The organism is Escherichia sp. 93.1518, assembly GCF_013368915.2.
Taxonomy (GTDB): domain Bacteria; phylum Pseudomonadota; class Gammaproteobacteria; order Enterobacterales; family Enterobacteriaceae; genus Escherichia; species Escherichia ruysiae.
In genome coordinates, this window is sequence record NZ_JABWMT020000012.1 from 94,621 (window position 1) to 119,100 (window position 24,480).

Consider the following 24,480-nt stretch of genomic DNA (forward strand, 5'->3'; position numbering starts at 1 on the left):
ATGGATTCGCAACGCAATCTTTTAGTCATCGCTTTGCTGTTCGTGTCTTTCATGATCTGGCAAGCCTGGGAGCAGGATAAAAACCCGCAACCTCAGGCTCAACAGACCACGCAGACAACGACCACCGCAGCGGGTAGCGCCGCCGACCAGGGCGTACCGGCCAGTGGCCAGGGGAAACTGATTTCGGTTAAAACCGACGTGCTTGATCTGACCATCAACACCCGTGGTGGTGATGTTGAGCAGGCCCTGCTGCCGGCTTACCCGAAAGAACTGAACTCTACCCAGCCGTTCCAGCTGCTGGAAACCTCACCGCAGTTTATTTATCAGGCACAGAGCGGTCTGACCGGTCGTGATGGCCCGGATAACCCGGCTAATGGCCCGCGTCCGCTGTATAACGTCGAAAAAGACGCTTATGTGCTGGCGGAAGGCCAAAACGAACTGCAGGTGCCGATGACGTATACCGACGCGGCAGGCAACACGTTTACCAAAACGTTTGTCCTGAAACGTGGTGATTACGCTGTCAACGTCAACTACAACGTGCAGAACGCTGGCGAAAAACCGCTGGAGATCTCCACTTTTGGTCAGTTGAAGCAATCCATCACTCTGCCACCGCATCTCGATACCGGAAGCAGCAACTTTGCGCTGCATACCTTCCGTGGCGCGGCGTACTCCACGCCTGACGAGAAGTACGAGAAATACAAGTTCGATACTATTGCTGACAACGAAAACCTGAACATCTCTTCGAAAGGTGGTTGGGTTGCGATGCTGCAACAGTATTTCGCAACTGCATGGATCCCGCATAACGACGGCACCAACAACTTCTATACCGCTAATCTGGGTAACGGCATTGCCGCTATCGGCTATAAGTCTCAGCCGGTACTGGTTCAGCCAGGTCAAACTGGCGCGATGAACAGCACCCTGTGGGTTGGCCCGGAAATCCAGGACAAAATGGCGGCCGTTGCTCCGCACCTGGATCTGACCGTTGATTACGGTTGGTTGTGGTTCATCTCTCAGCCGCTGTTCAAACTGCTGAAATGGATACATAGCTTTGTGGGTAACTGGGGCTTCTCCATTATCATCATCACCTTTATCGTTCGTGGCATCATGTACCCGCTGACCAAAGCGCAGTACACCTCCATGGCGAAGATGCGTATGCTGCAGCCGAAGATTCAGGCAATGCGTGAGCGTCTGGGCGATGACAAACAGCGTATCAGCCAGGAAATGATGGCGCTGTATAAAGCTGAGAAGGTTAACCCGCTGGGCGGCTGCTTCCCGCTGCTGATCCAGATGCCAATCTTCCTGGCGTTGTACTACATGCTGATGGGTTCCGTTGAGCTGCGCCAGGCGCCGTTTGCACTGTGGATCCACGACCTGTCTGCACAGGACCCGTACTACATCCTGCCGATCCTGATGGGCGTAACGATGTTCTTCATTCAGAAGATGTCGCCGACCACCGTGACCGACCCGATGCAGCAGAAGATCATGACCTTCATGCCGGTCATCTTCACCGTGTTCTTCCTGTGGTTCCCGTCAGGTCTGGTGCTGTACTATATCGTCAGCAACCTGGTAACCATTATTCAGCAGCAGCTGATTTACCGTGGTCTGGAAAAACGTGGTCTGCATAGCCGCGAGAAGAAAAAATCCTGATTCGGTGAGTTTTCGCTAAAATAAGGGCGGTCAGTTGACCGCCTTTTTTATTTGTATTGATGAGATAAACCATGAGCCATAACGACACTATCGTCGCCCAGGCAACCCCACCGGGACGCGGTGGTGTGGGCATCCTGCGCATCTCCGGCCTCAAAGCCCGTGAAGTTGCCGAAACCGTGCTGGGTAAATTGCCTAAGCCGCGCTACGCCGATTATCTTCCGTTCAAAGACGCCGACGGCAGCGTGCTGGATCAGGGCATCGCGCTATGGTTCCCTGGCCCGAACTCGTTCACCGGTGAAGATGTGCTGGAACTGCAAGGTCATGGCGGTCCGGTCATCCTCGACCTGCTGTTAAAACGTATTCTGACCATTCCTGGACTGCGGATTGCTCGCCCTGGTGAGTTTTCAGAACGCGCGTTTCTTAACGATAAACTCGATTTAGCCCAGGCCGAAGCGATTGCGGATCTTATCGACGCCAGCTCAGAACAGGCGGCTCGTTCGGCGCTTAACTCACTGCAAGGCGCGTTCTCCGCACGGGTCAATCATCTGGTTGAAGCCCTCACCCACTTGCGCATTTACGTCGAAGCGGCGATTGATTTCCCCGATGAAGAGATCGATTTCCTCTCCGACGGTAAAATTGAAGCCCAGCTCAATGACGTGATTGCCGATCTCGATGCAGTACGTGCAGAAGCACGTCAGGGCAGTCTGCTGCGCGAAGGGATGAAGGTGGTGATTGCCGGGCGTCCTAACGCCGGTAAATCGAGCCTGTTAAACGCGCTGGCAGGGCGTGAAGCGGCGATAGTGACTGATATCGCCGGAACCACGCGTGACGTGCTGCGTGAGCATATCCACATTGACGGAATGCCACTGCATATCATCGATACCGCCGGGCTACGTGAAGCCAGCGATGAAGTTGAACGTATTGGTATCGAGCGAGCGTGGCAGGAAATTGAACAGGCCGACCGCGTGCTGTTTATGGTTGATGGCACGACGACAGACGCCGTTGATCCGGCAGAAATCTGGCCGGAATTTATCGCCCGTCTGCCTGCGAAACTACCGATCACCGTGGTACGCAATAAAGCTGATATCACCGGCGAAACGCTGGGAATGAGCGAAGTGAACGGTCACGCGTTGATTCGTCTCTCTGCAAGGACTGGCGAAGGCGTGGATGTGTTGCGTAACCATCTCAAACAGAGCATGGGTTTCGACACTAATATGGAAGGCGGTTTCCTGGCGCGCCGTCGTCACCTGCAGTCGCTGGAACAAGCGGCGGAGCATCTGCAACAGGGCAAAGCGCAACTGTTAGGTGCATGGGCGGGTGAATTACTTGCGGAAGAACTACGCCTGGCACAGCAAAACTTAAGCGAAATCACCGGGGAATTTACTTCTGACGATCTGCTGGGGCGAATTTTCTCCAGCTTCTGTATCGGTAAGTAACCCATACCTACAAAGCCGCATCCAGATTGCCTGATGCGGCTTTGCTTTCTTGTTAGCACTCTTATTATTACTCAACCCTTTTTATAAACCTTAGCCTTCTTACGTAACTTATTTTCTTAAAAAAGCATTTAATATTGTTTCGCAACCGTTTGTGATTCGATTCACATTTAAACAATTTCAGAATAGACAAAAATCTTGAGTATTATACTGTAACGTTGTGTCTTTCGAGGATAAGTACATTATGAATACCTTACATATATGTGTGACCTCAAAGTGGTTTAATATTGACAACAGAATTGTCGATCACCGCCCTTAATTTGCCCTTCTGTAGCCATCATCAGAGTCAAACCGAATTAGATTCAATGTGATCTATGAGTTTGCTACGTCTTTATTTTCTTTTTTTATATACGCTATTACTGATTTAATTGCTTTCTTAAAGCAGTAACGGTTCTTGTATATATGTGGAAAATTAATAGATATTGCAAATGTAATATTCACAGGGATCACTGCAATTAAAATAAATGAAGGATTATGCAATGGAAAACTTTAAACACCTCCCTGAACCGTTCCGCATTCGTGTTATTGAACCAGTAAAACGTACCACTCGTGCTTACCGTGAAGAAGCGATTATTAAATCCGGTATGAACCCATTTCTGCTGGATAGCGAAGATGTGTTTATCGACTTACTGACCGACAGTGGCACCGGAGCGGTAACTCAAAGTATGCAGGCAGCGATGATGCGCGGCGACGAAGCCTACAGCGGCAGCCGCAGCTACTACGCATTAGCCGAGTCAGTGAAGAATATCTTTGGTTATCAATACACTATTCCAACTCACCAGGGTCGTGGTGCAGAGCAAATCTACATTCCGGTACTGATTAAAAAACGCGAGCAGGAAAAAGGTCTGGATCGCAGCAAAATGGTGGCGTTCTCTAACTATTTCTTCGACACCACTCAGGGCCATAGCCAGATTAACGGCTGTACCGTGCGTAACGTCTATATCAAAGAAGCCTTCGATACTGGCGTGCGTTACGACTTTAAAGGTAACTTTGACCTCGAAGGTTTAGAACGCGGTATTGAAGAAGTTGGCCCGAATAACGTGCCGTATATCGTTGCTACCATCACCAGTAACTCCGCAGGCGGTCAGCCGGTATCTCTGGCAAATATGAAAGCGATGTACAGCATTGCGAAGAAATATGACATTCCTGTAGTGATGGACTCCGCGCGCTTTGCTGAAAACGCCTATTTCATCAAGCAACGTGAAGCTGAATACAAAGACTGGACTATCGAGCAGATTACCCGCGAAACCTACAAATATGCCGATATGCTGGCAATGTCCGCCAAGAAAGATGCGATGGTGCCGATGGGCGGCCTGCTGTGCGTGAAAGACGACAGCTTCTTCGATGTCTATACCGAGTGCAGAACCCTTTGCGTGGTGCAGGAAGGCTTCCCGACTTATGGTGGGCTGGAAGGCGGCGCGATGGAGCGTCTGGCGGTAGGTCTGTATGACGGCATGAATCATGACTGGCTGGCTTATCGTATTGCGCAGGTGCAGTATCTGGTCGATGGTCTGGAAGAGATTGGCGTTGTCTGCCAGCAAGCGGGCGGTCACGCGGCATTCGTTGATGCCGGTAAACTGTTGCCGCATATTCCGGCAGATCAGTTCCCGGCACAGGCGCTGGCGTGCGAGCTGTATAAAGTCGCCGGTATCCGTGCGGTAGAAATTGGGTCTTTCCTGTTAGGCCGCGATCCGAAAACCGGTAAACAACTGCCGTGCCCGGCAGAATTGCTGCGTTTAACCATTCCACGCGCAACCTATACTCAAACACATATGGACTTTATTATTGAAGCCTTCAAACATGTGAAAGAAAATGCAGCCAATATTAAAGGATTGACCTTTACCTACGAACCGAAAGTATTGCGTCACTTCACCGCAAAACTGAAAGAAGTTTAATTAATACACTCAGAGTGGCTATAAGGATGTTAGCCACTCCATTCCCTACATCCTCAATAACAAAAATAGCCTTCCTCTAAAGGTGGCATCATGACTGAACAAGCAGAAAAAAAACACTCTGCATTTTGGGGTGTTATGGTTATAGCAGGTACAGTAATCGGTGGAGGTATGTTTGCTTTACCTGTTGATCTTGCCGGCGCCTGGTTTTTCTGGGGTGCCTTTATCCTTATCATTGCCTGGTTTTCAATGCTACATTCTGGGTTACTATTATTAGAAGCAAATTTAAATTATCCCGTCGGCTCCAGTTTTAATACCATCACTAAAGATTTAATCGGTAACACCTGGAACATTATCAGCGGCATTACCGTTGCCTTCGTTCTCTATATTCTCACTTACGCCTATATCTCTGCTAACGGCGCGATCATTAGCGAAACGATATCAATGAATTTGGGCTACCATGCCAATCCTCGCATTGTCGGGATCTGCACGGCCATTTTCGTCGCCAGCATATTATGGATAAGTTCGTTAGCCGCCAGCCGTATTACCTCATTGTTCCTCGGTCTGAAGATTATCTCCTTTGTCATTGTGTTTGGCTCTTTCTTCTTCCAGGTCGATTATTCCGTTCTACGTGATGCCACCAGCACGACTGCGGGGACGTCTTACTTCCCGTACATTTTTATGGCTCTGCCAGTGTGCCTTGCGTCATTTGGTTTCCACGGCAATATTCCCAGCCTGATTATTTGCTATGGCAAACGCAAAGATAAGCTAATCAAAAGCGTGGTTTTCGGTTCGCTGCTGGCACTGGTGATTTATCTCTTCTGGCTGTATTGCACGATGGGGAATATTCCGCGTGAAAGTTTTAAAGCGATTATCTCCTCCGGCGGCAACGTCGATTCACTGGTGAAATCGTTCCTCGGCACCAAACAACATGGCATTATCGAGTTTTGCCTGCTGGTGTTCTCTAACTTGGCTGTCGCCAGTTCGTTCTTTGGCGTCACGCTGGGATTGTTCGATTATCTGGCGGATCTGTTTAAGATTGATAACTCCCACGCCGGTCGTTTCAAAACCGTGCTGTTAACCTTCCTGCCACCAGCGTTGTTGTATCTGGTCTTCCCGAACGGCTTTATTTACGGGATCGGCGGTGCCGGGCTGTGCGCCACCATCTGGGCGGTCATTATCCCTGCGGTACTGGCAATCAAAGCCCGCAAGAAGTTTCCCAACCAGATGTTCACGGTTTGGGGCGGCAATCTCATTCCAGCGATTGTTATCCTCTTTGGCATAGCCGTGATTTTGTGCTGGTTCGGTAACGTCTTTAACGTGTTACCTAAATTTGGCTAAGCTCTTCAAGAAGTCAGCGAACATTCGCTGGCTTCTTGCCTGCCAGGAAATCACTCATGTCCAAATGGCAACTCGCCTGATTTTCCTTCACCACGTATGCTTTGCGTCACCTTTCCGTCAGGACGCTTTAGCTCATGTCCCGTTTCTTAATTTGTAGTTTTGCCCTGGTTTTACTTTATCCCGCAGGGATTGATATGTACCTCGTTGGTTTACCGCGCATCGCCGCCGACCTCAATGCCAGCGAAGCGCAGTTGCATATTGCGTTCTCCGTTTATCTGGCGGGGATGGCGGCAGCGATGTTATTTGCCGGTAAAGTGGCCGATCGTTCAGGGAGAAAACCGGTCGCCATACCCGGCGCGGCGCTATTTATTATCGCCTCGGTGTTCTGTTCACTGGCTGAAACCAGCACGTTATTTCTTGCCGGGCGATTTCTGCAGGGGCTGGGCGCGGGTTGTTGTTACGTGGTGGCGTTCGCCATTTTACGTGACACACTGGACGATCGACGCCGGGCAAAAGTGCTGTCGTTACTCAACGGCATTACCTGCATCATTCCGGTGTTAGCGCCAGTGCTCGGACATCTGATTATGCTTAAATTCCCGTGGCAGAGTCTGTTCTGGGCGATGGCAATGATGGGCATCGCGGTACTGATATTGTCTTTGTTTATCTTAAAAGAAACGTGCCCTGCCGCCCCCGCAGCTTCTGACAAACCACGAGAAAATAGCGAGTCGCTGCTTAATCGGTTTTTCCTCAGCCGTGTTGTTATCACCACCCTCAGCGTTTCGGTGATCCTCACCTTCGTGAATACGTCGCCTGTATTGATGATGGAAATCATGGGTTTTGAGCGCGGGGAATACGCCACCATTATGGCGCTGACCGCAGGCGTCAGCATGACCGTATCGTTCTCCACGCCGTTTGCATTGGGAATTTTTAAGCCGCGAACGCTGATGATCACGTCACAAGTATTATTCCTGGCAGCCGGTATCACCCTTGCATTTTCGCCTTCCCATGCGGTTTCTCTGTTTGGCATCACGCTGATTTGCGCCGGTTTTTCGGTGGGCTTCGGCGTGGCAATGAGTCAGGCATTAGGCCCGTTTTCGTTGCGCGCAGGCGTGGCCAGCTCGACCTTAGGCATCGCGCAGGTTTGCGGTTCATCACTGTGGATTTGGCTGGCGGCGGTGGTCGGTGTCGGTACATGGAATATGCTGATCGGGATTCTGATTGCCTGTAGCATAGTGAGCCTGTTGCTGATTATGTTCGTCACTCCTGGACGCCCCGTTACCGCTCATGAAGAAATCCATCACCACTCTTGACCTTAATTTGCTGCTCTGCCTGCAACTACTGATGCAGGAGCGCAGCGTAACCAAAGCGGCGAAGCGGATGAACGTAACGCCTTCGGCGGTGAGTAAGTCGCTGGCAAAGTTAAGAGCGTGGTTTGACGACCCGCTCTTTGTGAACTCACCGCTGGGGCTATCGCCCACACCGCTAATGGTCAGCATGGAGCAAAATCTGGCGGAATGGATGCAAATGAGTAATCTGCTGCTGGATAAACCACACCACGAAACGCCGCGCGGTCTTAAGTTTGAACTGGCGGCAGAATCACCGCTGATGATGATCATGCTTAATGCGCTGTCGAAACGGATCTACCAACGTTACCCGCAGGCGACTATTAAATTACGCAACTGGGATTACGATTCGCTGGATGCGATTACCCGTGGCGAAGTGGATATCGGCTTTTCCGGTCGTGAAAGCCATCCCCGTTCGCGGGAGCTACTAAGTTCACTGCCGTTATCCATTGATTATGAAGTGCTGTTTAGTGATGTACCCTGCGTCTGGCTACGCAAAGATCATCCGGCACTACGTGAAGCGTGGGATCTGGATACCTTTTTACGTTATCCGCATATCAGTATTTGCTGGGAACAGAGCGATACCTGGGCGCTGGACAATGTGTTACAGGAGCTAGGCCGAGAACGTACGATTGCCATGAGTCTGCCAGAATTTGAGCAGGCGCTATTTATGGCGGCGCAGCCCGACAATATGCTACTGGCAACCGCGCCGCGCTACTGTCAGTACTACAATCAGCTCCACCAACTGCCGTTGGTTGCTCTTCCTCTCCCGTTTGACGAAAGCCAGCAAAAAAAGCTGGAAGTACCGTTTACTCTGCTGTGGCACAAACGGAATAGCCATAACCCAAAGATCGTCTGGTTACGGGAAACCATAAAAAATATTTACGCCTCGATAGCATAATAAAATCGTATAAAACGCGACCATATTTCACGATGGAATGTAAAAAACATGTAATAAACTTATCCAAATCGAACTTTTCGCCTCTTTAGTCTGTCCATAGTTCCAGCAAATGATTACTCTTGTATTCATAATGGACCATTAAGCATGGAGCGAAAAATGGCGACTCACTTTGCCCGAGGGATTTTAACGGAAGGACATCTGATATCTGTTCGTCTCCCCTCCCGGTGTCATCAAGAAGCCCGAAATCTACCCCCTCATCGTCAAAGTCGTTTTCTGGCGTCCAGAGGTTTACTCGCAGAACTGATGTCTATGCTGTATGGCATAAGCGAATTACCAGAGATCGTCACCCAGGCTAAAGGAAAGCCGGTTTTCCTCGATAAAAATTTGCCATCATTTTCAATATCCTATGCCGGAAATATGGTCGGCGTGGCGTTAACAACCGAAGGTGAGTGTGGTCTCGATATGGAGCTACAGCGCGCGACACGCGGGTTTCATAGTCCCCATGCCCCCGATAACCCTATTTTTTCCAGCAATGAATCGTTATGGATCAGTAAGCAGAACGATCCTAATGAAGCACGAGCACAACTCATTACTTTGCGCCGAAGCGTGCTAAAACTTACCGGTGATGTACTGAATGACGACCCGCGCGATCTGCAATTGCTGCCCATTGCCGGACGCCTGAAATGTGCCCATGTAAATCATGTAGAAGCGTTATGCGACGCAGAGGACGTGCTGGTGTGGTCCGTGGCGGTCACTCCAGCGATTGAGAAGCTCAGTGTCTGGGAGTTAGATGGTAAGCAAGGCTGGAAAAGTCTGCCGGATATTCACAGTCGCGCCAACAACCCCACCAGCCGGATGATGCGTTTTGCCCAGCTCTCTACCGTGAAGTCTTTTTCGCCAAATTGATAGACAACCACAGGAGTCATCATGTCTGAAAAATTGAAGGTGGTTACGTTACTGGGGAGCCTGCGCAAAGGCTCATTTAATGGCATGGTTGCACGTACACTGCCGAAAATTGCCCCTGCGGGTATGGAAGTCAATGCGTTACCTTCCATTGCCGACATTCCCCTGTATGACGCTGACGTACAGCAGGAAGAAGGTTTTCCAGCGACAGTTGAAGCTCTGGCGGAACAGATCCGTCAGGCTGACGGCGTAGTGATCGTCACGCCGGAATATAACTACTCCGTGCCGGGCGGACTGAAAAATGCCATCGACTGGCTATCTCGCCTGCCGGATCAACCGCTGGCCGGTAAACCGGTGTTGATTCAGACCAGCTCAATGGGCGTGATTGGCGGCGCGCGCTGTCAGTATCACCTGCGCCAGATTCTGGTTTTTCTCGACGCGATGGTAATGAACAAACCAGAGTTTATGGGCGGTGTGATTCAGAACAAAGTCGATCCGCAAACCGGAGAAGTGATTGATCAAGGAACACTGGATCACCTGACCGGGCAATTGACCGCATTTGGCGAGTTTATTCAGCGGGTGAAACTCTAAATAAAAAAACCCGCCAGCGGTAACTCATGGCGGGTTTTTTTAACGAGTTATCGATTTTAGTGGGCGTCGATAAACACAATCTTCAGGATAAACAGCAGCGCAACGATGATTACGCACGGACTTAGATCACGCAGACGTCCGGTGCCGATTTTCATTACGCAGTAGGAAATGAAGCCCAGCGCGATACCTTCGGTAATAGAAAAGCTGAACGGCATCATCACGGCGGTAATAAACGCCGGAACAGATTCAGTAAGATCCTGCCATTTCACGCGAGCAAGACTTGAAGTCATTAGTACGCCCACGTAGATCAGCGCGCCAGCAGCGGCATAGCCAGGCACCATTCCCGCCAACGGTGACAGGAAGATAACCAGCAGGAATAGCAGGCCGACAACCACTGCCGTCAGACCGGTACGACCGCCAACGGAAACGCCGGAAGAAGACTCAATGTACGCCGTGACGGAAGATGTACCGATAAATGAACCGGTAACAGAAGAGATACTGTCGACATACAGCGCCTGCTTCATGCGCGGAAATTTACCTTTCTCATCCGCCAGACCCGCTTTATCGGTCACGCCAATCAACGTACCGGAAGAGTCAAACAGGTTGACCAGCATGAAAGAGAAAATCACCCCTGCCAGTCCGAGGTTAAACGACCCGGCCAAATCCACATGACCCACTACCGTCATCACGCTCGGCGGTGCGGAGACAATGCCGTTGTAGTGCACATCACCCAGCATCCAGCCCAGAAGCGTCGTCACCACGATGGAAACCAGTACCGCCGCGTGAATGTTGCGCGAGGCCAGAATAGCAATGATGAAGAAGCCGAGGATACCTAGCAGCACGCTGTGAGAAGTCAGGTTACCGATGCTAACCAACGTTTCCGGGTTAGCGACAATAACACCTGCGTTTTTCAGCCCCATCATACCAATGAACAGGCCGATACCGCTGGTGATCCCCACACGCAGACTCACCGGAATGTTGGCAATCATCCAGTAGCGAACGCGGAAAATCGTCAGTAACAGCAGACCAATCGCGCCCCAGAAGATTGCGCCCATCCCGACCTGCCATGGCAAGCCCATCGCCTGCACAACGACAAAAGCGAAGAACGCATTCAGACCCATAGCGGGAGCCAGCGCGACTGGCAGGTTAGCAAACAGCCCCATCAGAATACTGCCGAACGCAGCAATCAGACAGGTGGTGACGAAGACGGCGCTGGTATCCATGCCAGCGACGCCGAGAATTTGCGGGTTAACAAAAACGATGTAAACCATCGTCAGGAAAGTGGTAAAACCAGCGATCACTTCGGTCCGTGCCGTCGTGCCATGTTCGCGCAGTTTAAACACGCGTTCCAGCATCCCCTGGCCAGAAGCCTGGGTTGTGTGTTGTTGACTCATTATCTATTTCCGAACAAGGAGGGAAAATCCGTCGCTATCGTATACCAAAATGAGACAATATGGACGGCTGAAGATAACTTTTTTTCATTGTATTTGCTTATACGGCAACGATTGCGTCACGCCAATCTGCATGACGAAAACGTTAAACTAACGATAAAGGAAAGACATGTCCCAGATAGAAGCGGTATTTTTCGACTGTGACGGTACGCTGGTCGATAGCGAGGTCATTTGCTCTCGCGCCTATGTCACAATGTTCAGGGAATTTGGCATTCACGTTGACCTGGAAGAAATTTTTACCCGTTTTAAAGGCGTAAAACTCTACGAAATCATCGACATCATTAGCAAAGAACAGGGCGTAGAAATAGTTCGTGCCGATGCCGAGCACGTTTACCGTGCGGAAGTGGCGCGTCTGTTTGATAGCGAACTGGAGGTGATTGCTGGTGCTAACGAATTGCTGGCGAGCGTTAACGTGCCGATGTGCGTCGTCTCTAACGGCCCGGTCAGCAAAATGCAACATTCGCTTGGCAAACTCAATATGCTGCACTATTTCCCGGAAAAACTGTTCAGCGGTTACGACATCCAACGCTGGAAGCCCGATCCGGCGTTAATGTTCCATGCTGCAAAAGCGATGAATGTGAACGTTGAAAACTGCATTCTGGTTGATGACTCCAGCGCCGGTGCGCAGTCAGGAATCGATGCCGGTATGGAAGTGTTTTACTTCTGCGCTGACCCGCACAATAAGCCGATCGTTCATCCGAAAGTCACTACCTTTACCCATCTTTCGCAGTTACCGGAACTGTGGAAGGCGCGTGGCTGGGATATCACTCAGTAAATAAAGAGACCGGTGATATATCTCACCGGTCAGATTACGTACTCGCAGATTGCCGGATGCGGCATACGCTTAGCGTGACGCTTTCGGATCTTTCTCTGCCAGCAGTTTATCCAGCTCGTCTCCACCTACGTGACGGAAATCCTGACCTTTCACGTAGTAGAAGATATATTCACAGATATTCTGACAACGGTCGCCGATACGCTCAATGGAGCGCGCACAAAACAGCGCGGTAAGTACGCTCGGAATGGTGCGCGAATCTTCCATCATGTAGGTCATCAACTGGCGCACGATACCTTCGTACTCCTGATCGACTTTTTTATCTTCACGATAAATTCGTACCGCTTCGTCAATATCCATGCGCGCGAACGCGTCCAGCACGTCATGCAGCATCTGGATTGTGTGACGCCCCAGAGACTCCAGACTTACCAGCAACGGCTGATGCTGTTGGGAGAATTTCTCCAGCGCGGTGCGGCAGATTTTATCCGCCACGTCACCAATACGCTCCAGCTCGGCAATGGTTTTACTAATTACCATCACCAGACGCAGGTCGCTCGCCGTCGGCTGACGTTTAGCGATAATGCGCACGCAGGCTTCATCGATTGCCACTTCCATCATGTTGACGTTTTTGTCGCCTTCGATCACGCGCTTCGCCAGATCGCTGTCCTGGTTGTGCATGGCGGTGATGGCATCAGTAAGCTGTTGCTCCACCATGCCGCCCATGGTCATCACCTGCGTGCGGATGCTTTCCAGTTCGGCGTTGAACTGGCCGGAAATATGTTTATTAAGATTGAGACTGTCCATAACGCACTCCTGAATCAACCGTAACGACCGGTGATGTAGTCTTCTGTTTGTTTCTTCGCTGGCTTGGTGAACAGATCGTCCGTGTTGCTGAACTCAATCAATTCGCCCATATACATAAATGCCGTGTGGTCGGAACAACGCGCAGCCTGCTGCATGTTGTGGGTGACGATCACCACGGTGTAATCCTGCTTCAGTTCGGTGATCAGCTCTTCAATACGCCCGGTGGAGATAGGGTCGAGTGCCGAACACGGTTCGTCGAGCAGCAGCACTTCCGGGCGAATGGCGATACCACGTGCAATGCACAGACGCTGTTGCTGACCACCAGAGAGAGAGTAACCGCTCTGGTGCAATTTATCTTTGGTTTCGTTCCACAATGCCGCCTTGGTCAGTGCCCACTGTACGCGCTCGTCCATGTCGGCACGAGAGAGCTTCTCAAACAGACGGACACCAAAAGCGATGTTGTCGTAGATGGACATCGGGAACGGCGTCGGTTTCTGGAACACCATGCCCACTTTCGCACGAAGTAGGGCGATATCCTGAGTGTTAGTCAGGATGTTGTCGCCATCGAGCAGAATTTCACCTTCCGCACGCTGATCCGGGTACAGTTCAAACATTTTATTGAAGGTACGCAGCAGCGTCGATTTACCGCAGCCGGACGGCCCGATAAACGCCGTAACCTGGTTTTTAGCGATATCCAGGTTGATGTTTTTCAGGGCATGGAATTTGCCGTAGTAGAAGTTCAAATTACGAACCTGAATTTTACTCGGGGCAGTTTCAACCATACTCATTGCAATCTTTTCCTCATCGTGCCTGATGCACTTCGCTAATCAGGCTTACCGTAGGCCGGATAAGGCGCTCACGCCGCATCCGGCAAAGTGTTAACCGTGTTTATTCTTCGCAAAAACAACGCGCGCCAGAATGTTCAGCAGCAGGACGCACAGGGTGATGATCAATACCCCGGCCCAGGCCAGTTGCTGCCATTCCGCAAATGGGCTCATCGCAAACTTAAAGATCGTCACCGGCAGGTTGGCGATCGGCTGCATCATGTCGGTGCTCCAGAACTGGTTGGAGAGCGCGGTAAACAACAGCGGCGCAGTTTCACCAGCAATACGGGCAATCGCCAACAGGATACCGGTCATGATCCCGGATACCGACGCTTTCAGCGTAATCGCGGAGATCATCTTCCACTTCGGCGTACCCAGCGCATAAGCCGCTTCACGCAGGCTGTCCGGCACCAGTTTCAGCATGTTCTCGGTGGTACGGATAACAATCGGCACCTGCAACAGCGCCAGGGCAATTACGCCCGCCCAGCCGGAGAAGTGCTCCATCTGCGCCACCACGATGGTGTAAACAAACAGACCAACCACAATCGACGGTGCGGAGAGCAGAATGTCGTTAATGAAGCGAATCACTTCTGCCAGCCAGGATTTACGACCATATTCCGCCAGATAAATCCCCGCCATAATGCCCAGCGGCGTACCGAATACCGTGGCCCACAAAATTAACAGCCCACTACCTGCCAGGGCGTTCGCCAGACCACCGCCTTCCGTATTTGGCGGTGGCGTCATTTCAGTGAACAGCGCCAGCGACATACCGTCGATACCGCGAGTGATGGTGGACATTAAAATCCAGATCAGCCAGAACAGGCCGAAGGCCATCGTCGCCATTGAGAGCGTCAGCGCAATACGGTTTTTGAGGCGGCGACGCGCCTGCATTTTGCGGCGGGATTCCGCCAGCGCCGCAGTGGTTTGCATTTCAACCATAGCCATTAGCGTGCCCCCTCATTCTTAGCCAGGCGCATAATCATAAACTTCGATGCGGCCAGGACGATGAAGGTAATTACAAACAGGATGAGACCCAGTTCCATCAGTGCGGCAACGTGCAGGCCAGATTCAGCTTCCGCAAATTCGTTGGCCAGCGCGGAAGTAATACTGTTACCTGGCATGTACAGCGAGGCGCTGTCGAGCTGGTAGGTGTTACCGATGATAAAGGTCACCGCCATGGTTTCACCGAGCGCGCGCCCCAGTCCCAGCATAATGCCGCCGATAACCCCATTTTTGGTGAACGGAAGAACGATACGCCAGATAACTTCCCAGGTGGTGCAGCCGATACCGTAGGCCGACTCTTTCATCATCACCGGAGTTTGTTCGAACACATCGCGCATTACCGCCGCAATGTACGGAATAATCATGATGGCGAGGATCACGCCTGCCGCGAGGATACCGATACCAAATGCCGGGCCAGAGAACAGCGCGCCAACAATCGGGATATTCGACATGATATTGCCGACCGGCTCCTGGAAGTAAACGGCGAACAGCGGCGCAAAGATAAACAGGCCCCACATGCCGTAAACGATACTTGGAATGGCTGCCAGCAGCTCAATGGCGATCCCCAGCGGACGTTTCAGCCAGCCTGGCGCAAGCTCGGTCAGGAACAGGGCGATACCGAAACTCACCGGAACGGCGATCAGCAGCGCGATAAACGAGGTTACCAGCGTACCGTAGATCGGCACCAGCGCCCCGTAGATATCGTTCGGCGCATCCCACTCTTTGGTCCACAGGAAAGCCAGACCAAATTTCTGAATGCTCGGCCAGGAGGAGATGATCAGAGAGACAATAATGCCACCCAACATCAATAGCACAATCAGCGCCGCCAGTTTTACCAGCACGCTGAAAATTATGTCGCCCTTTTTACCCGGTGGGTTAAAAGCAGGCTTGGTTGCAGCCATAAGTTACTCTTCAGTTAAACGCGTTTACAAAGTCATTTTGTAATGCCGGATGCGGCGTTAGCGCCTTATCCGGCATGGTGTTTTATTAGTACAGCGGCTTACCGCTACTGTCTTTAATATTGGTCTTCCACGCAGCGCGAACCTGTTCTACAACGCTCTCCGGCAGGCTGGCGTAATCCAGGTCATTAGCCTGTTTCGCTCCGGTTTTGTACGCCCAATCGAAGAACTTCAGCACTTCAGTGCCCTGCTCAGGTTTCTTCTGATCTTTGTGGATCAGTATGAACGTGGTAGAGGTGATCGGCCATGCATCTTCGCCTTTCTGGTTGGTCAGATCCTGAGCGAAGGTTTTGCTCCAGTCTGCGCCTTTTGCTGCATTGGCAAAATTTTCTTCGGTCGGACTAACCGGTTTGCCATCAGCGGAGATCAGTTTGGTATACGCCAGGTTGTTCTGCTTCGCGTAAGCATATTCAACGTAACCAATTGCACCCGGCAGACGCTGAACGAACGCGGCGATACCGTCGTTACCTTTACCGCCCAGACCGATCGGCCATTTTACGGTAGAGCCAGTACCAACGTTGTTTTTCCACTCTTCGTTCACTTTCGCCAGGTAGCTGGTGAAGACGAAGGAAGTCCCGGAGCCATCTGCGCGGCGTACTACAGCAATGTTCTGTGAAGGCAGTTTCAGACCCGGATTCAGTTTGGCGATGGCTTCATCATCCCACTTTTTAATTTTGCCCAAGTAGATGTCGCCGAGGGTTTTACCATCCAGCACCAGTTCGCCAGACTTCAGCCCCGGAATGTTAACCGCCAGCACCACGCCGCCAATCACGGTCGGGAACTGGAACAGGCCTTCCTGAGCCAGTTTTTCGTCAGACAGCGGCGCGTCAGAAGCACCGAAATCAACGGTGTTAGCGATAATCTGTTTTACGCCACCGGAAGAACCGATACCCTGGTAGTTAACTTTATTACCGGTTTCTTTCTGGTAAGTGTCAGCCCATTTGGCATACACCGGCGCAGGGAAGGTTGCACCTGCACCTGTCAGGCTTGCTTCTGCAAACACAGAGAAAGCACTCATCGATAAGGTCGCGGCGACAACAGTTGCGACGGTGGTACGCATAACTTTCATAATGTCTCCTGGGAGGATTCATAAAGCATTGTTTGTTGGCTACGAGAAGCAAAATAGGACAAACAGGTGACAGTTATATGTAAGGTTTATGACAGTTTTATGACAAATCAGAATTATTATTTAAACATTTGATTTATTTGAATAAAAAAAGAAAGGCGATGTCATCGTTTTGTCATGTCGAATGAAAATATGCAGGCAAAAATACGTAAAATGACAACGGTGTGAGGAGCACCGCTGTCAGTTCGGTTAGCGAACAATCTCAATTGTTATGGTTGCAGTCGCGGTAAATGTTCCTGGCGCAGGGCGAGCTCCAGTGAGGCTTGCAGGTGCGGCAGAAAAAGTGACGTTGCCAGCTTTCTCGCCATAGACGGTTGTTTTACCCATATCTGTCGACAATTCGCCTCCGTTTACTTTGATTTCCTTATTATTTTTATCGTAGATTTTTACCCCCACGTTGGGGTTTGACGTTACAACCATTGAGTTATCGGTACTGGATTCTGTAGCATAAAATGATGTGGTGATATCGTCTGTATTCAGTAATCCTAAGTTTTCACACTCAATAGTGACGGTTTTAGTAATTTTATGCGTTGTTACCGCATTCCCGGCAACAGATGAAAAATCTGCGGCGGGTATTTCTTTAAAATCAAAATAAATCGGCTGTAAATTATTAATTTCGCAGGTTTGTGCCGCAGTTATATCGCCACGAATGTAAACGTCTGCCAGCGGTTGAGAATAATCAACCGGAGTATCACGACTTATAGTTCCATACAACGTAGATATATGTGTTTCAGGAATAATTAACTTTCCTGCAAATGTTTTTTTAATGTAAAAATAAATTTGAGCTTTAGCACCACTGGAAATATTTAAAGGAGCTGCGCGACCACAATCATAATAAGAAGATGGTTTATTAGCTTTATATTCAAATGGCGCATTAACCATTCCTACACCGAGAATATCTATCGCAATCCCCACATCAAGATTGGGATTAAGATTATAATAATTCAAATTTGAATGAACACCAGAGAAACTTAACGCATTATTAATTATGGCAGTATAGTAAATATAGGAAAACCGACCTATAGATCCTGTATCACAATGACAGCGCCCCGGGTAAGAAGCCCCATTAGTCACTGTGGTATTGAATAACGTCCCAACCTTATTCTGGTTTGCTGTAATAAGGTAGCCTGAAAAATCAAGCGTACTATGAAAAGCACCATTATCTGGGGTGCAGATACCTTTAGGAGCAGCTAGAGTTGTGCCACTAAAAGTGATAATAAGAACAGCCAGCCACCATCGTATAATATTCTTGTTCATAAAAATCCTTTTAATGACATGTCACGTCTTGCTCAATTAATCCACTTTCACTTGCAGGTAATGAGAGTGTGTAATCGAAGGTACATTTTGTGGTCGCATTTTCGCCCCAGGATAATGTTACTTTCCCCTTTTCAGGAAGTCCCGAGAGATAAAGCTCGCCATGCTCCCCCACAATCCCTGAGTTTGCAGAGGACGTACTTTGTACTGAAGCCATCGCGCCAAATGGTGCTGGCTTACCTTTTACATTCATGACTCTGAATAAAACACGGTAACCCACATGAGTAACAAACTCTGCTTTAACCACTGCGCCACGCGTCGGAATCATCATCACGACGGTATTATCAAGCTCGATATTTGCTTTCGAGAAATAGTTATCACTGATTGCCACTCGGTTTTCATCATACGGATTTAGTTGTGTCTTGACCGTGTAGCCACGCCAGTCCGTTGCGGCACCGCGCATATTATCAATTTCCAGCCCGGCTGCGCCTGGTGCTTTAACCAGAGCGATGGTTTCACCTAACTCCTGACTTAACGTTACCCCTTCGCTGTGTGCCAGAATACCGCCCTTAATGCCATAATTGAGTCGCTGGGAATTTTGGCTGTAATTATAACTGCCGTTCAGTGAACCGTAGGTGCCGTCATAAGACAGCGACATATTACCGCCAACTTCATCATCGTGGCTGTTATAAGACTGCATTAAATTCCAGGACAGATTATTTTTTTCCAGGGCTGTTCCGCTTATTCCTATCTGATGTGAACTGCCGGAATTATCATTTTGTGAAACGGAATACGTAGCGTAGCTATTTCCCCACCAGCCAGATAAAGGCACAGATAAAGAGAGCATGTAGATCTGCTCACTGCTGTTATCACTGGCATAATTATTACTCGTCCCCTGACGAGCGGTATTGGAATAACTCCAGGATATATTCCACGAGAGACGCTTCCAGCTACTGCTGTAGCCAAATTGCATTAATCGTTCAACATCATCGGTATGCCAGTACTGCTGACGACTTAGTGTCAGGTATACGTTGCCGTAATCTCTTCCCAGCGACTGCGTTAGCGTTCCTTCCACACGACTGCGGCGGTTACCTGTTTGCCAGAAATCGTCAGGACTGTTGCTCCGTGACGCCCATTCGTTGAGGGTATAGTAGCCTTCGGTGGAATAACGATAGCCAACCAGACGTAAACTGGTGTCCGTATCATCAAAACGTTTCGAATACAGAAAGCGATAGGACTGTCCGGTTTCCGTATCAGCATGACTAAATTTTGCACGCGCATGAGTCACATCGAACGAGATAGCGCCCAAAGAACCAAGATCTTTACCCAACCCCAACGCTGCTGAACCATAATTCTCGGCAGCCTGTAAACCACCATATAACGTAACCCCGTGCGGCAGGCCATGAAGGATCTGCGCCTGGATGACATCTGGCGCAAATCCATCTTCATCACGTAATTCACCCACACTGATATCGACATCCGTTTGACCTTCACGCTTAAGGATTGCCAAAGTGGCGTAAGGTTGGGTGAATCGTTGTTCGCTACCATCTTCTTCCTTGATAGTTACGTCCAAATCTCCCCCCGAACTGGCAGTGTTCAGGTCGGTAATTTCAAAGGCACCTTGTGGAACGGCAGACTGGTAAATCACATAACCACTTTGACGAATGATGACCGTGGTGTTGGACTTGGCAATGCCACGTACCACAGGGGCAAACCCATTCTGGCTGGCAGGCAACATATCGTTATCGGTATAAAGACGTGCGCCACGGATTTGCGTACTGTCGAAAATATCGCTCGCCGTCCAGGTATCGCCGATCATAATCTGGCTTCGTAACGCGGCAATATTACGTTGTATCCAGGTGCTTATAGAGTTGTAATCCGCACGACCATCGGTTGTGTTTAAGGTACTGTAATTGCGTAATCGCCACGGCCCAATATTCAGTCCGTTGCGCAGGTTGAGATAACTGGTATTCGTCTCCTGAGAACCATAATCCGAACGCAGGGTATGTGAACCGGAAAAATCGTAGTTGATGGTGAGTGCATTAATTCCTTCATCCCAACGCGTAGGGCTTATGTAATCGTAGGCCATCGCGTCCATGTAGATTTGGGGAATGGAGATATTCAGTTGCAGTTTATCGCTGTCCAGTTGCCAGGATGAGCCTTCAATGCGTGGCTCAGGATCAATACAGACCGTTTCATCCACATCATTGAGCGATTTCAGTGCATCAACTTTTACGCCAAAGGAGGTCAGCGTTTTTTTAATAGCGACAAAGCAGGCGTGTAAATCAGCATCGGGATTATCCTGAACAAATGTCACATCCTGACGTTCAAACATTTTACCGTTGATAAAAATATCAACGCTATAAACGCCGGGAGGCATCATATTTGCCCGGTTAAACTGACGAATGTCGACCCCGGATTGATGGTCGATTTCCAGTAGCGCCGGATTAAATACGCTGACCTGGGCCATCAGACTATGTGAGAATATCAGACACGTCCCTGCCATCAGGCCAACCGCTATTCTGGTCGTAACCATAATACGCCTATCCTTATGCCATGCTTACAGCGCGTTTTTTAGCGGTTCGCTTATCGCGCCATAATCATTTATGAATCGCCAGGTCATTTGGTTACCCGCAGAATTGGCAGGCAACGGTAAAGAGAGCGTTTCGAAAGGACGGATCATGTTGAGAGGCACATCATGGCCATCAACAATGACATCCATCACACTGATATGAATCGGGTTTGGATTTTCAGCAATCAGATTTTTTCCTTCACGACGCCACTTAACCTTAGGCGCTGCATCTTCAGGAATAAGGCTAATAGTTGCTGGTCGCCAGAACAGCTTGATACGCGTTTTAACAGCAATTTCCAATGAGTTCGCTGCTTTATTGGTTGCTGCAGGCGGAATATTTTTGATATTCAGCCAGAAGACGGATTCACGGTCGTCGGGTAATGACATTCCCTTCATGTGAAGAATACGTAATACTTTTTCTTGTCCGGGTTCAAGTCGGGATACAGGAGGTATAACAGTAAAGGGCGCTTTACTTTTATCATCTTTATTAAACGGATCCACCCATGACTGGATGAGATAAGGGATCTTTTCTTCCTTGCTGAATACAGAAATAGATTTATCTGCATTATTACTTATGTAAACAACCCGCGTACCGCCAATGACAACGCCTGCATAGGTTAATGCTGGCTGGCCTAAAAAAAGGCTTAATATAATCGCGATAAATAATTTGTACCAAAGGGTTGTTTTAAAGAGCCTGATTAAACAACTTTTTCTGGACATAATAACTCCCTGGCCAAAGCCAACTGAATAAAAAGGCTCTGATAAATTATTTCTTATATTCGATAGTAAATTGTGAATCGGCGTTCGCTGTACCCGCCGTTACGACTGCATTTGTTGCAACATAGCGTGCAATAAATTTCATTTCCGCAGCGCCGTTACCATCGATAGTGGTATAAGCTGAGTCGTTATAAAGTTTGACCTGAGAGTTGTCAGCCTGGTTAAAGATACGGATACCAACACCAGTGGCCACAATCGCTGCCCCGGTGCCGGTATAATCACCCGGATCGGCAGCTGTAGTCGGAGTACCCACTTTCAGATCGCCATCGCCGCCAGGTGCTTCTGTACCATCAAAACGAACCGCAGCCTGCGTGTACGTTGCCGGACATTTCTCCAGTTTAATACTAAACTGCTGTGGCGATGCCATGCTGCCTACACCCGAAAATGCATTTTTACTGACTTTTCCAAGAGGAACGGTTTGATCCGCTGTATCGGAGGTAACTTCACAACTACTGTCAACAATTTCACCAACAAAGTGAACAACACCATCCTCTGCGAGCGCATGTCCGGCCAGCATTAAAGATGCCAGCGTGAATGCACCACCAATAATATTACGTTTCATAAAAACTCCATTGATATAATATATCCTTCAACCCGAACCATACACTTATATTAATAAGTGTATTTATGATTCGCACACATATTACATCAATGACACAGGTTTAGCTAAATTAATATCTATAAATCAATCTGAGAATATAAATTTATTATATAAATATTATTAAAATAATAGTAAATCAAGTTCGTAAGCGGACATTGGTAAAAATTAGGAATATATTTATTTAGTTATCTAAATGGAAAGTTTATTGAAAATAAATATGAAAAAGGGCCACCCACTGGCAGCCCTTGCTTACTTAACAGTTAGTATTACTCAACCGTAACCGATTTTGCCAGGTTACGCGGCTGGTCAACATCAGTGCCTTTGATCAGTGCGACATGGTACGCCAGCAGTTGCAGCGGAACGGTGTAGAAGATTGGTGCAATCACCTCTTCCACATGCGGCATCTCGATGATGTGCATGTTGTCGCTGCTCACAAAACCAGCGTCCTGATCGGCAAAAACGTACAACTGACCGCCACGCGCGCGAACTTCTTCAATGTTGGATTTCAGTTTTTCCAACAGTTCGTTGTTTGGCGCAACGACGATAACCGGCATATCTGCATCAATCAGCGCCAGCGGACCGTGTTTCAGTTCACCCGCAGCGTAGGCTTCAGCATGAATATAGGAGATCTCTTTCAGCTTCAATGCGCCTTCCAGCGCGATGGGGTACTGATCGCCACGGCCCAGGAACAGCGCGTGATGTTTGTCAGAGAAATCTTCTGCCAGGGCTTCAATGCGTTTGTCCTGAGACAGCATCTGCTCAATACGGCTCGGCAGCGCCTGCAGACCATGCACGATGTCATGTTCAATGGAAGCATCCAGACCTTTCAGGCGAGACAGTTTGGCCACCAGCATCAACAGCACAGTTAACTGAGTGGTAAATGCTTTGGTAGATGCCACGCCAATTTCAGTACCGGCATTGGTCATCAGCGCCAGATCGGATTCACGCACCAGAGAAGAGCCTGGAACGTTACAGATCGCCAGCGAACCAAGGTAACCCAGCTCTTTTGACAGACGCAGGCCAGCCAGAGTATCTGCCGTTTCACCAGACTGCGACAGAGTGATCATCAGACTGTTACGACGCACGGCTGATTTGCGATAGCGGAATTCAGAGGCGATTTCGACGTCGCACGGAATGCCTGCCAACGATTCAAACCAGTAGCGGGAAACCATACCAGAGTTGTAAGAAGTGCCACAGGCGAGGATCTGAATATGCTCAACCTTCGACAGCAGTTCATCGGCATTCGGGCCCAGCTCGCTTAGATCAACCTGACCGTGGCTGATACGTCCGGCGAGAGTGTTTTTGATCGCGTTTGGCTGTTCGTAGATCTCTTTCTGCATGTAGTGGCGGTAAATACCTTTATCGCCTGCGTCATATTGCAGATTGGATTCGATATCCTGACGTTTTACTTCCGCGCCAGATTTATCGAAGATGTTTACCGAACGGCGAGTGATTTCCGCAATATCGCCCTCTTCAAGGAAGATAAAGCGACGAGTCACTGGCAACAGCGCCAGCTGGTCAGAAGCGATAAAGTTTTCGCCCATACCGAGGCCAATCACCAGCGGGCTACCGGAACGTGCCGCCAGCAAAGTATCCGGGTTGCGGGTGTCCATGATCACCGTACCGTACGCGCCACGCAGTTGCGGGATAGCACGCAGAACGGCCTCACGCAGGGTGCCGCCCTGTTTCAGTTCCCAGTTAACCAGGTGAGCAATAACTTCGGTGTCAGTTTCAGAAACAAAGGTATAGCCACGCGCTTTTAACGCTTCGCGCAGCGGTTCATGGTTTTCGATGATGCCGTTATGCACCACCACAATGTGTTCAGAAACATGCGGATGCGCATTCGCTTCAGAAGGTTCGCCGTGGGTTGCCCAGCGAGTGTGAGCAATACCGGTGCCGCCATGCAGAGGATGTTCTTCCGCTGCCTGAGCCAGCATCTGGACTTTACCGAGACGACGTAAGCGGGTCATATTTCCGTTTGCGTCGACAACTGCCAGACCGGCAGAGTCATAACCACGGTATTCCAGACGACGTAAACCTTCGAGAAGGATTTCAGCTACATCACGTTGCGCGATCGCGCCAACAATTCCACACATAGTTTTTAATTCCGATTGATATCGTTGTCGGTCAACCTGTATGCCCGATTTTTCGGGCGCCCCGAGCCTTGTAGAGAGTGGGGTTATTTTTATAGTTACTGCTTGTGGGCGGGAGATTATGTTATCTCCTC

At 49.6% G+C, this 24,480-nt stretch carries 21 protein-coding genes; 10 read left to right on the forward strand and 11 right to left on the reverse strand.

Annotated elements, in window-relative coordinates:
- The 9 genes from yidC (at position 1) to yieF (ending at position 10,111) form a co-directional block, all read left to right on the forward strand.
- The gene (gene yidC / locus HEN21_RS11340) at positions 1-1,647 is read left to right on the forward strand and encodes a membrane protein insertase YidC (protein ID WP_000378258.1); all 1,647 of its coding nucleotides are present in this window, start codon (positions 1-3) and stop codon (positions 1,645-1,647) included.
- Between the two features lie 71 nt (positions 1,648-1,718).
- Positions 1,719-3,083, forward strand: a complete 1,365-nt coding sequence (gene mnmE, locus HEN21_RS11345) for a tRNA uridine-5-carboxymethylaminomethyl(34) synthesis GTPase MnmE (RefSeq protein WP_000019085.1) — start codon at positions 1,719-1,721, stop codon at positions 3,081-3,083.
- A gap of 241 nt (positions 3,084-3,324) precedes the next feature.
- Positions 3,325-3,399 carry a tryptophanase leader peptide gene (gene tnaC / locus HEN21_RS11350; protein WP_032147965.1) on the forward strand — a complete coding sequence of 25 codons (75 nt, stop codon included), beginning with the start codon at positions 3,325-3,327 and terminating at the stop codon, positions 3,397-3,399.
- A 220-nt stretch (positions 3,400-3,619) separates the two neighbouring features.
- Complete coding sequence (tnaA, locus tag HEN21_RS11355) at positions 3,620-5,035, forward strand: tryptophanase (protein ID WP_010347274.1); 1,416 nt, start codon at positions 3,620-3,622, stop codon at positions 5,033-5,035.
- Between the two features lie 90 nt (positions 5,036-5,125).
- Positions 5,126-6,373 (forward strand): low affinity tryptophan permease TnaB, encoded by a 1,248-nt coding sequence (gene tnaB / locus HEN21_RS11360; protein ID WP_000138821.1) that lies wholly within the window; start codon positions 5,126-5,128, stop codon positions 6,371-6,373.
- A gap of 134 nt (positions 6,374-6,507) precedes the next feature.
- Complete coding sequence (gene mdtL / locus HEN21_RS11365; protein ID WP_000085976.1) at positions 6,508-7,683, forward strand: multidrug efflux MFS transporter MdtL; 1,176 nt, start codon at positions 6,508-6,510, stop codon at positions 7,681-7,683.
- Positions 7,658-8,617, forward strand: coding sequence for an HTH-type transcriptional regulator YidZ (yidZ, locus tag HEN21_RS11370; RefSeq protein WP_000748494.1), 960 nt, complete (start codon positions 7,658-7,660; stop codon positions 8,615-8,617). Before mdtL ends, yidZ begins: the two co-directional genes overlap by 26 nt.
- Before the next feature lie 156 nt (positions 8,618-8,773).
- Positions 8,774-9,523 (forward strand): 4'-phosphopantetheinyl transferase family protein, encoded by a 750-nt coding sequence (locus tag HEN21_RS11375; RefSeq protein WP_010347267.1) that lies wholly within the window; start codon positions 8,774-8,776, stop codon positions 9,521-9,523.
- A 21-nt stretch (positions 9,524-9,544) separates the two neighbouring features.
- Positions 9,545-10,111, forward strand: coding sequence for a class I chromate reductase YieF (gene yieF / locus HEN21_RS11380; RefSeq protein ID WP_001291116.1), 567 nt, complete (start codon positions 9,545-9,547; stop codon positions 10,109-10,111).
- A gap of 56 nt (positions 10,112-10,167) precedes the next feature.
- Here the strand turns inward: yieF and adeP are convergent, their stop codons facing one another.
- The gene (adeP, locus tag HEN21_RS11385; RefSeq protein WP_010354153.1) at positions 10,168-11,505 is read right to left on the reverse strand and encodes an adenine permease AdeP; all 1,338 of its coding nucleotides are present in this window, start codon (positions 11,503-11,505) and stop codon (positions 10,168-10,170) included.
- A gap of 166 nt (positions 11,506-11,671) precedes the next feature.
- Here adeP and yieH point away from each other — a divergent pair, with 166 nt between their 5' ends.
- The gene (gene yieH, locus HEN21_RS11390; protein WP_000078046.1) at positions 11,672-12,337 is read left to right on the forward strand and encodes a 6-phosphogluconate phosphatase; all 666 of its coding nucleotides are present in this window, start codon (positions 11,672-11,674) and stop codon (positions 12,335-12,337) included.
- Between the two features lie 69 nt (positions 12,338-12,406).
- Here yieH and phoU read toward each other — a convergent pair whose 3' ends face one another.
- From phoU to glmS, 10 genes are all read right to left on the reverse strand, one after another.
- A complete protein-coding gene (gene phoU / locus HEN21_RS11395; RefSeq protein WP_000377802.1) occupies positions 12,407-13,138 on the reverse strand; it encodes a phosphate signaling complex protein PhoU in 732 nt (243 codons plus the stop codon).
- Positions 13,139-13,152: 14 nt separating this feature from the next.
- Complete coding sequence (gene pstB / locus HEN21_RS11400; RefSeq protein ID WP_000063120.1) at positions 13,153-13,926, reverse strand: phosphate ABC transporter ATP-binding protein PstB; 774 nt, start codon at positions 13,924-13,926, stop codon at positions 13,153-13,155.
- Positions 13,927-14,016: 90 nt separating this feature from the next.
- On the reverse strand, positions 14,017-14,907 hold the full coding sequence (pstA, locus tag HEN21_RS11405; RefSeq protein ID WP_001251991.1) for a phosphate ABC transporter permease PstA: 891 nt from the start codon (positions 14,905-14,907) through the stop codon (positions 14,017-14,019).
- Positions 14,907-15,866, reverse strand: coding sequence for a phosphate ABC transporter permease PstC (pstC, locus tag HEN21_RS11410; RefSeq protein ID WP_000741620.1), 960 nt, complete (start codon positions 15,864-15,866; stop codon positions 14,907-14,909). Before pstC ends, pstA begins: the two co-directional genes overlap by 1 nt.
- A gap of 85 nt (positions 15,867-15,951) precedes the next feature.
- Entirely contained in the window at positions 15,952-16,992 is a 1,041-nt protein-coding gene (pstS, locus tag HEN21_RS11415) for a phosphate ABC transporter substrate-binding protein PstS (protein WP_176252190.1), read from the reverse strand.
- A gap of 246 nt (positions 16,993-17,238) precedes the next feature.
- A complete protein-coding gene (locus HEN21_RS11420; RefSeq protein ID WP_176252191.1) occupies positions 17,239-18,306 on the reverse strand; it encodes a fimbrial protein in 1,068 nt (355 codons plus the stop codon).
- Positions 18,307-18,316: 10 nt separating this feature from the next.
- Positions 18,317-20,839, reverse strand: a complete 2,523-nt coding sequence (gene lpfC-O113, locus HEN21_RS11425; protein ID WP_176252192.1) for a long polar fimbrial usher protein LpfC-O113 — start codon at positions 20,837-20,839, stop codon at positions 18,317-18,319.
- Positions 20,840-20,863: 24 nt separating this feature from the next.
- Complete coding sequence (gene lpfB-O113, locus HEN21_RS11430) at positions 20,864-21,595, reverse strand: long polar fimbrial chaperone LpfB-O113 (protein ID WP_000088107.1); 732 nt, start codon at positions 21,593-21,595, stop codon at positions 20,864-20,866.
- A 46-nt stretch (positions 21,596-21,641) separates the two neighbouring features.
- Entirely contained in the window at positions 21,642-22,214 is a 573-nt protein-coding gene (lpfA-O113, locus tag HEN21_RS11435; RefSeq protein WP_000827799.1) for a long polar fimbria major subunit LpfA-O113, read from the reverse strand.
- 305 nt (positions 22,215-22,519) lie between these two features.
- Complete coding sequence (gene glmS / locus HEN21_RS11440; protein ID WP_000334113.1) at positions 22,520-24,349, reverse strand: glutamine--fructose-6-phosphate transaminase (isomerizing); 1,830 nt, start codon at positions 24,347-24,349, stop codon at positions 22,520-22,522.
- Between the last annotated feature and the right edge of the window lie 131 nt (positions 24,350-24,480).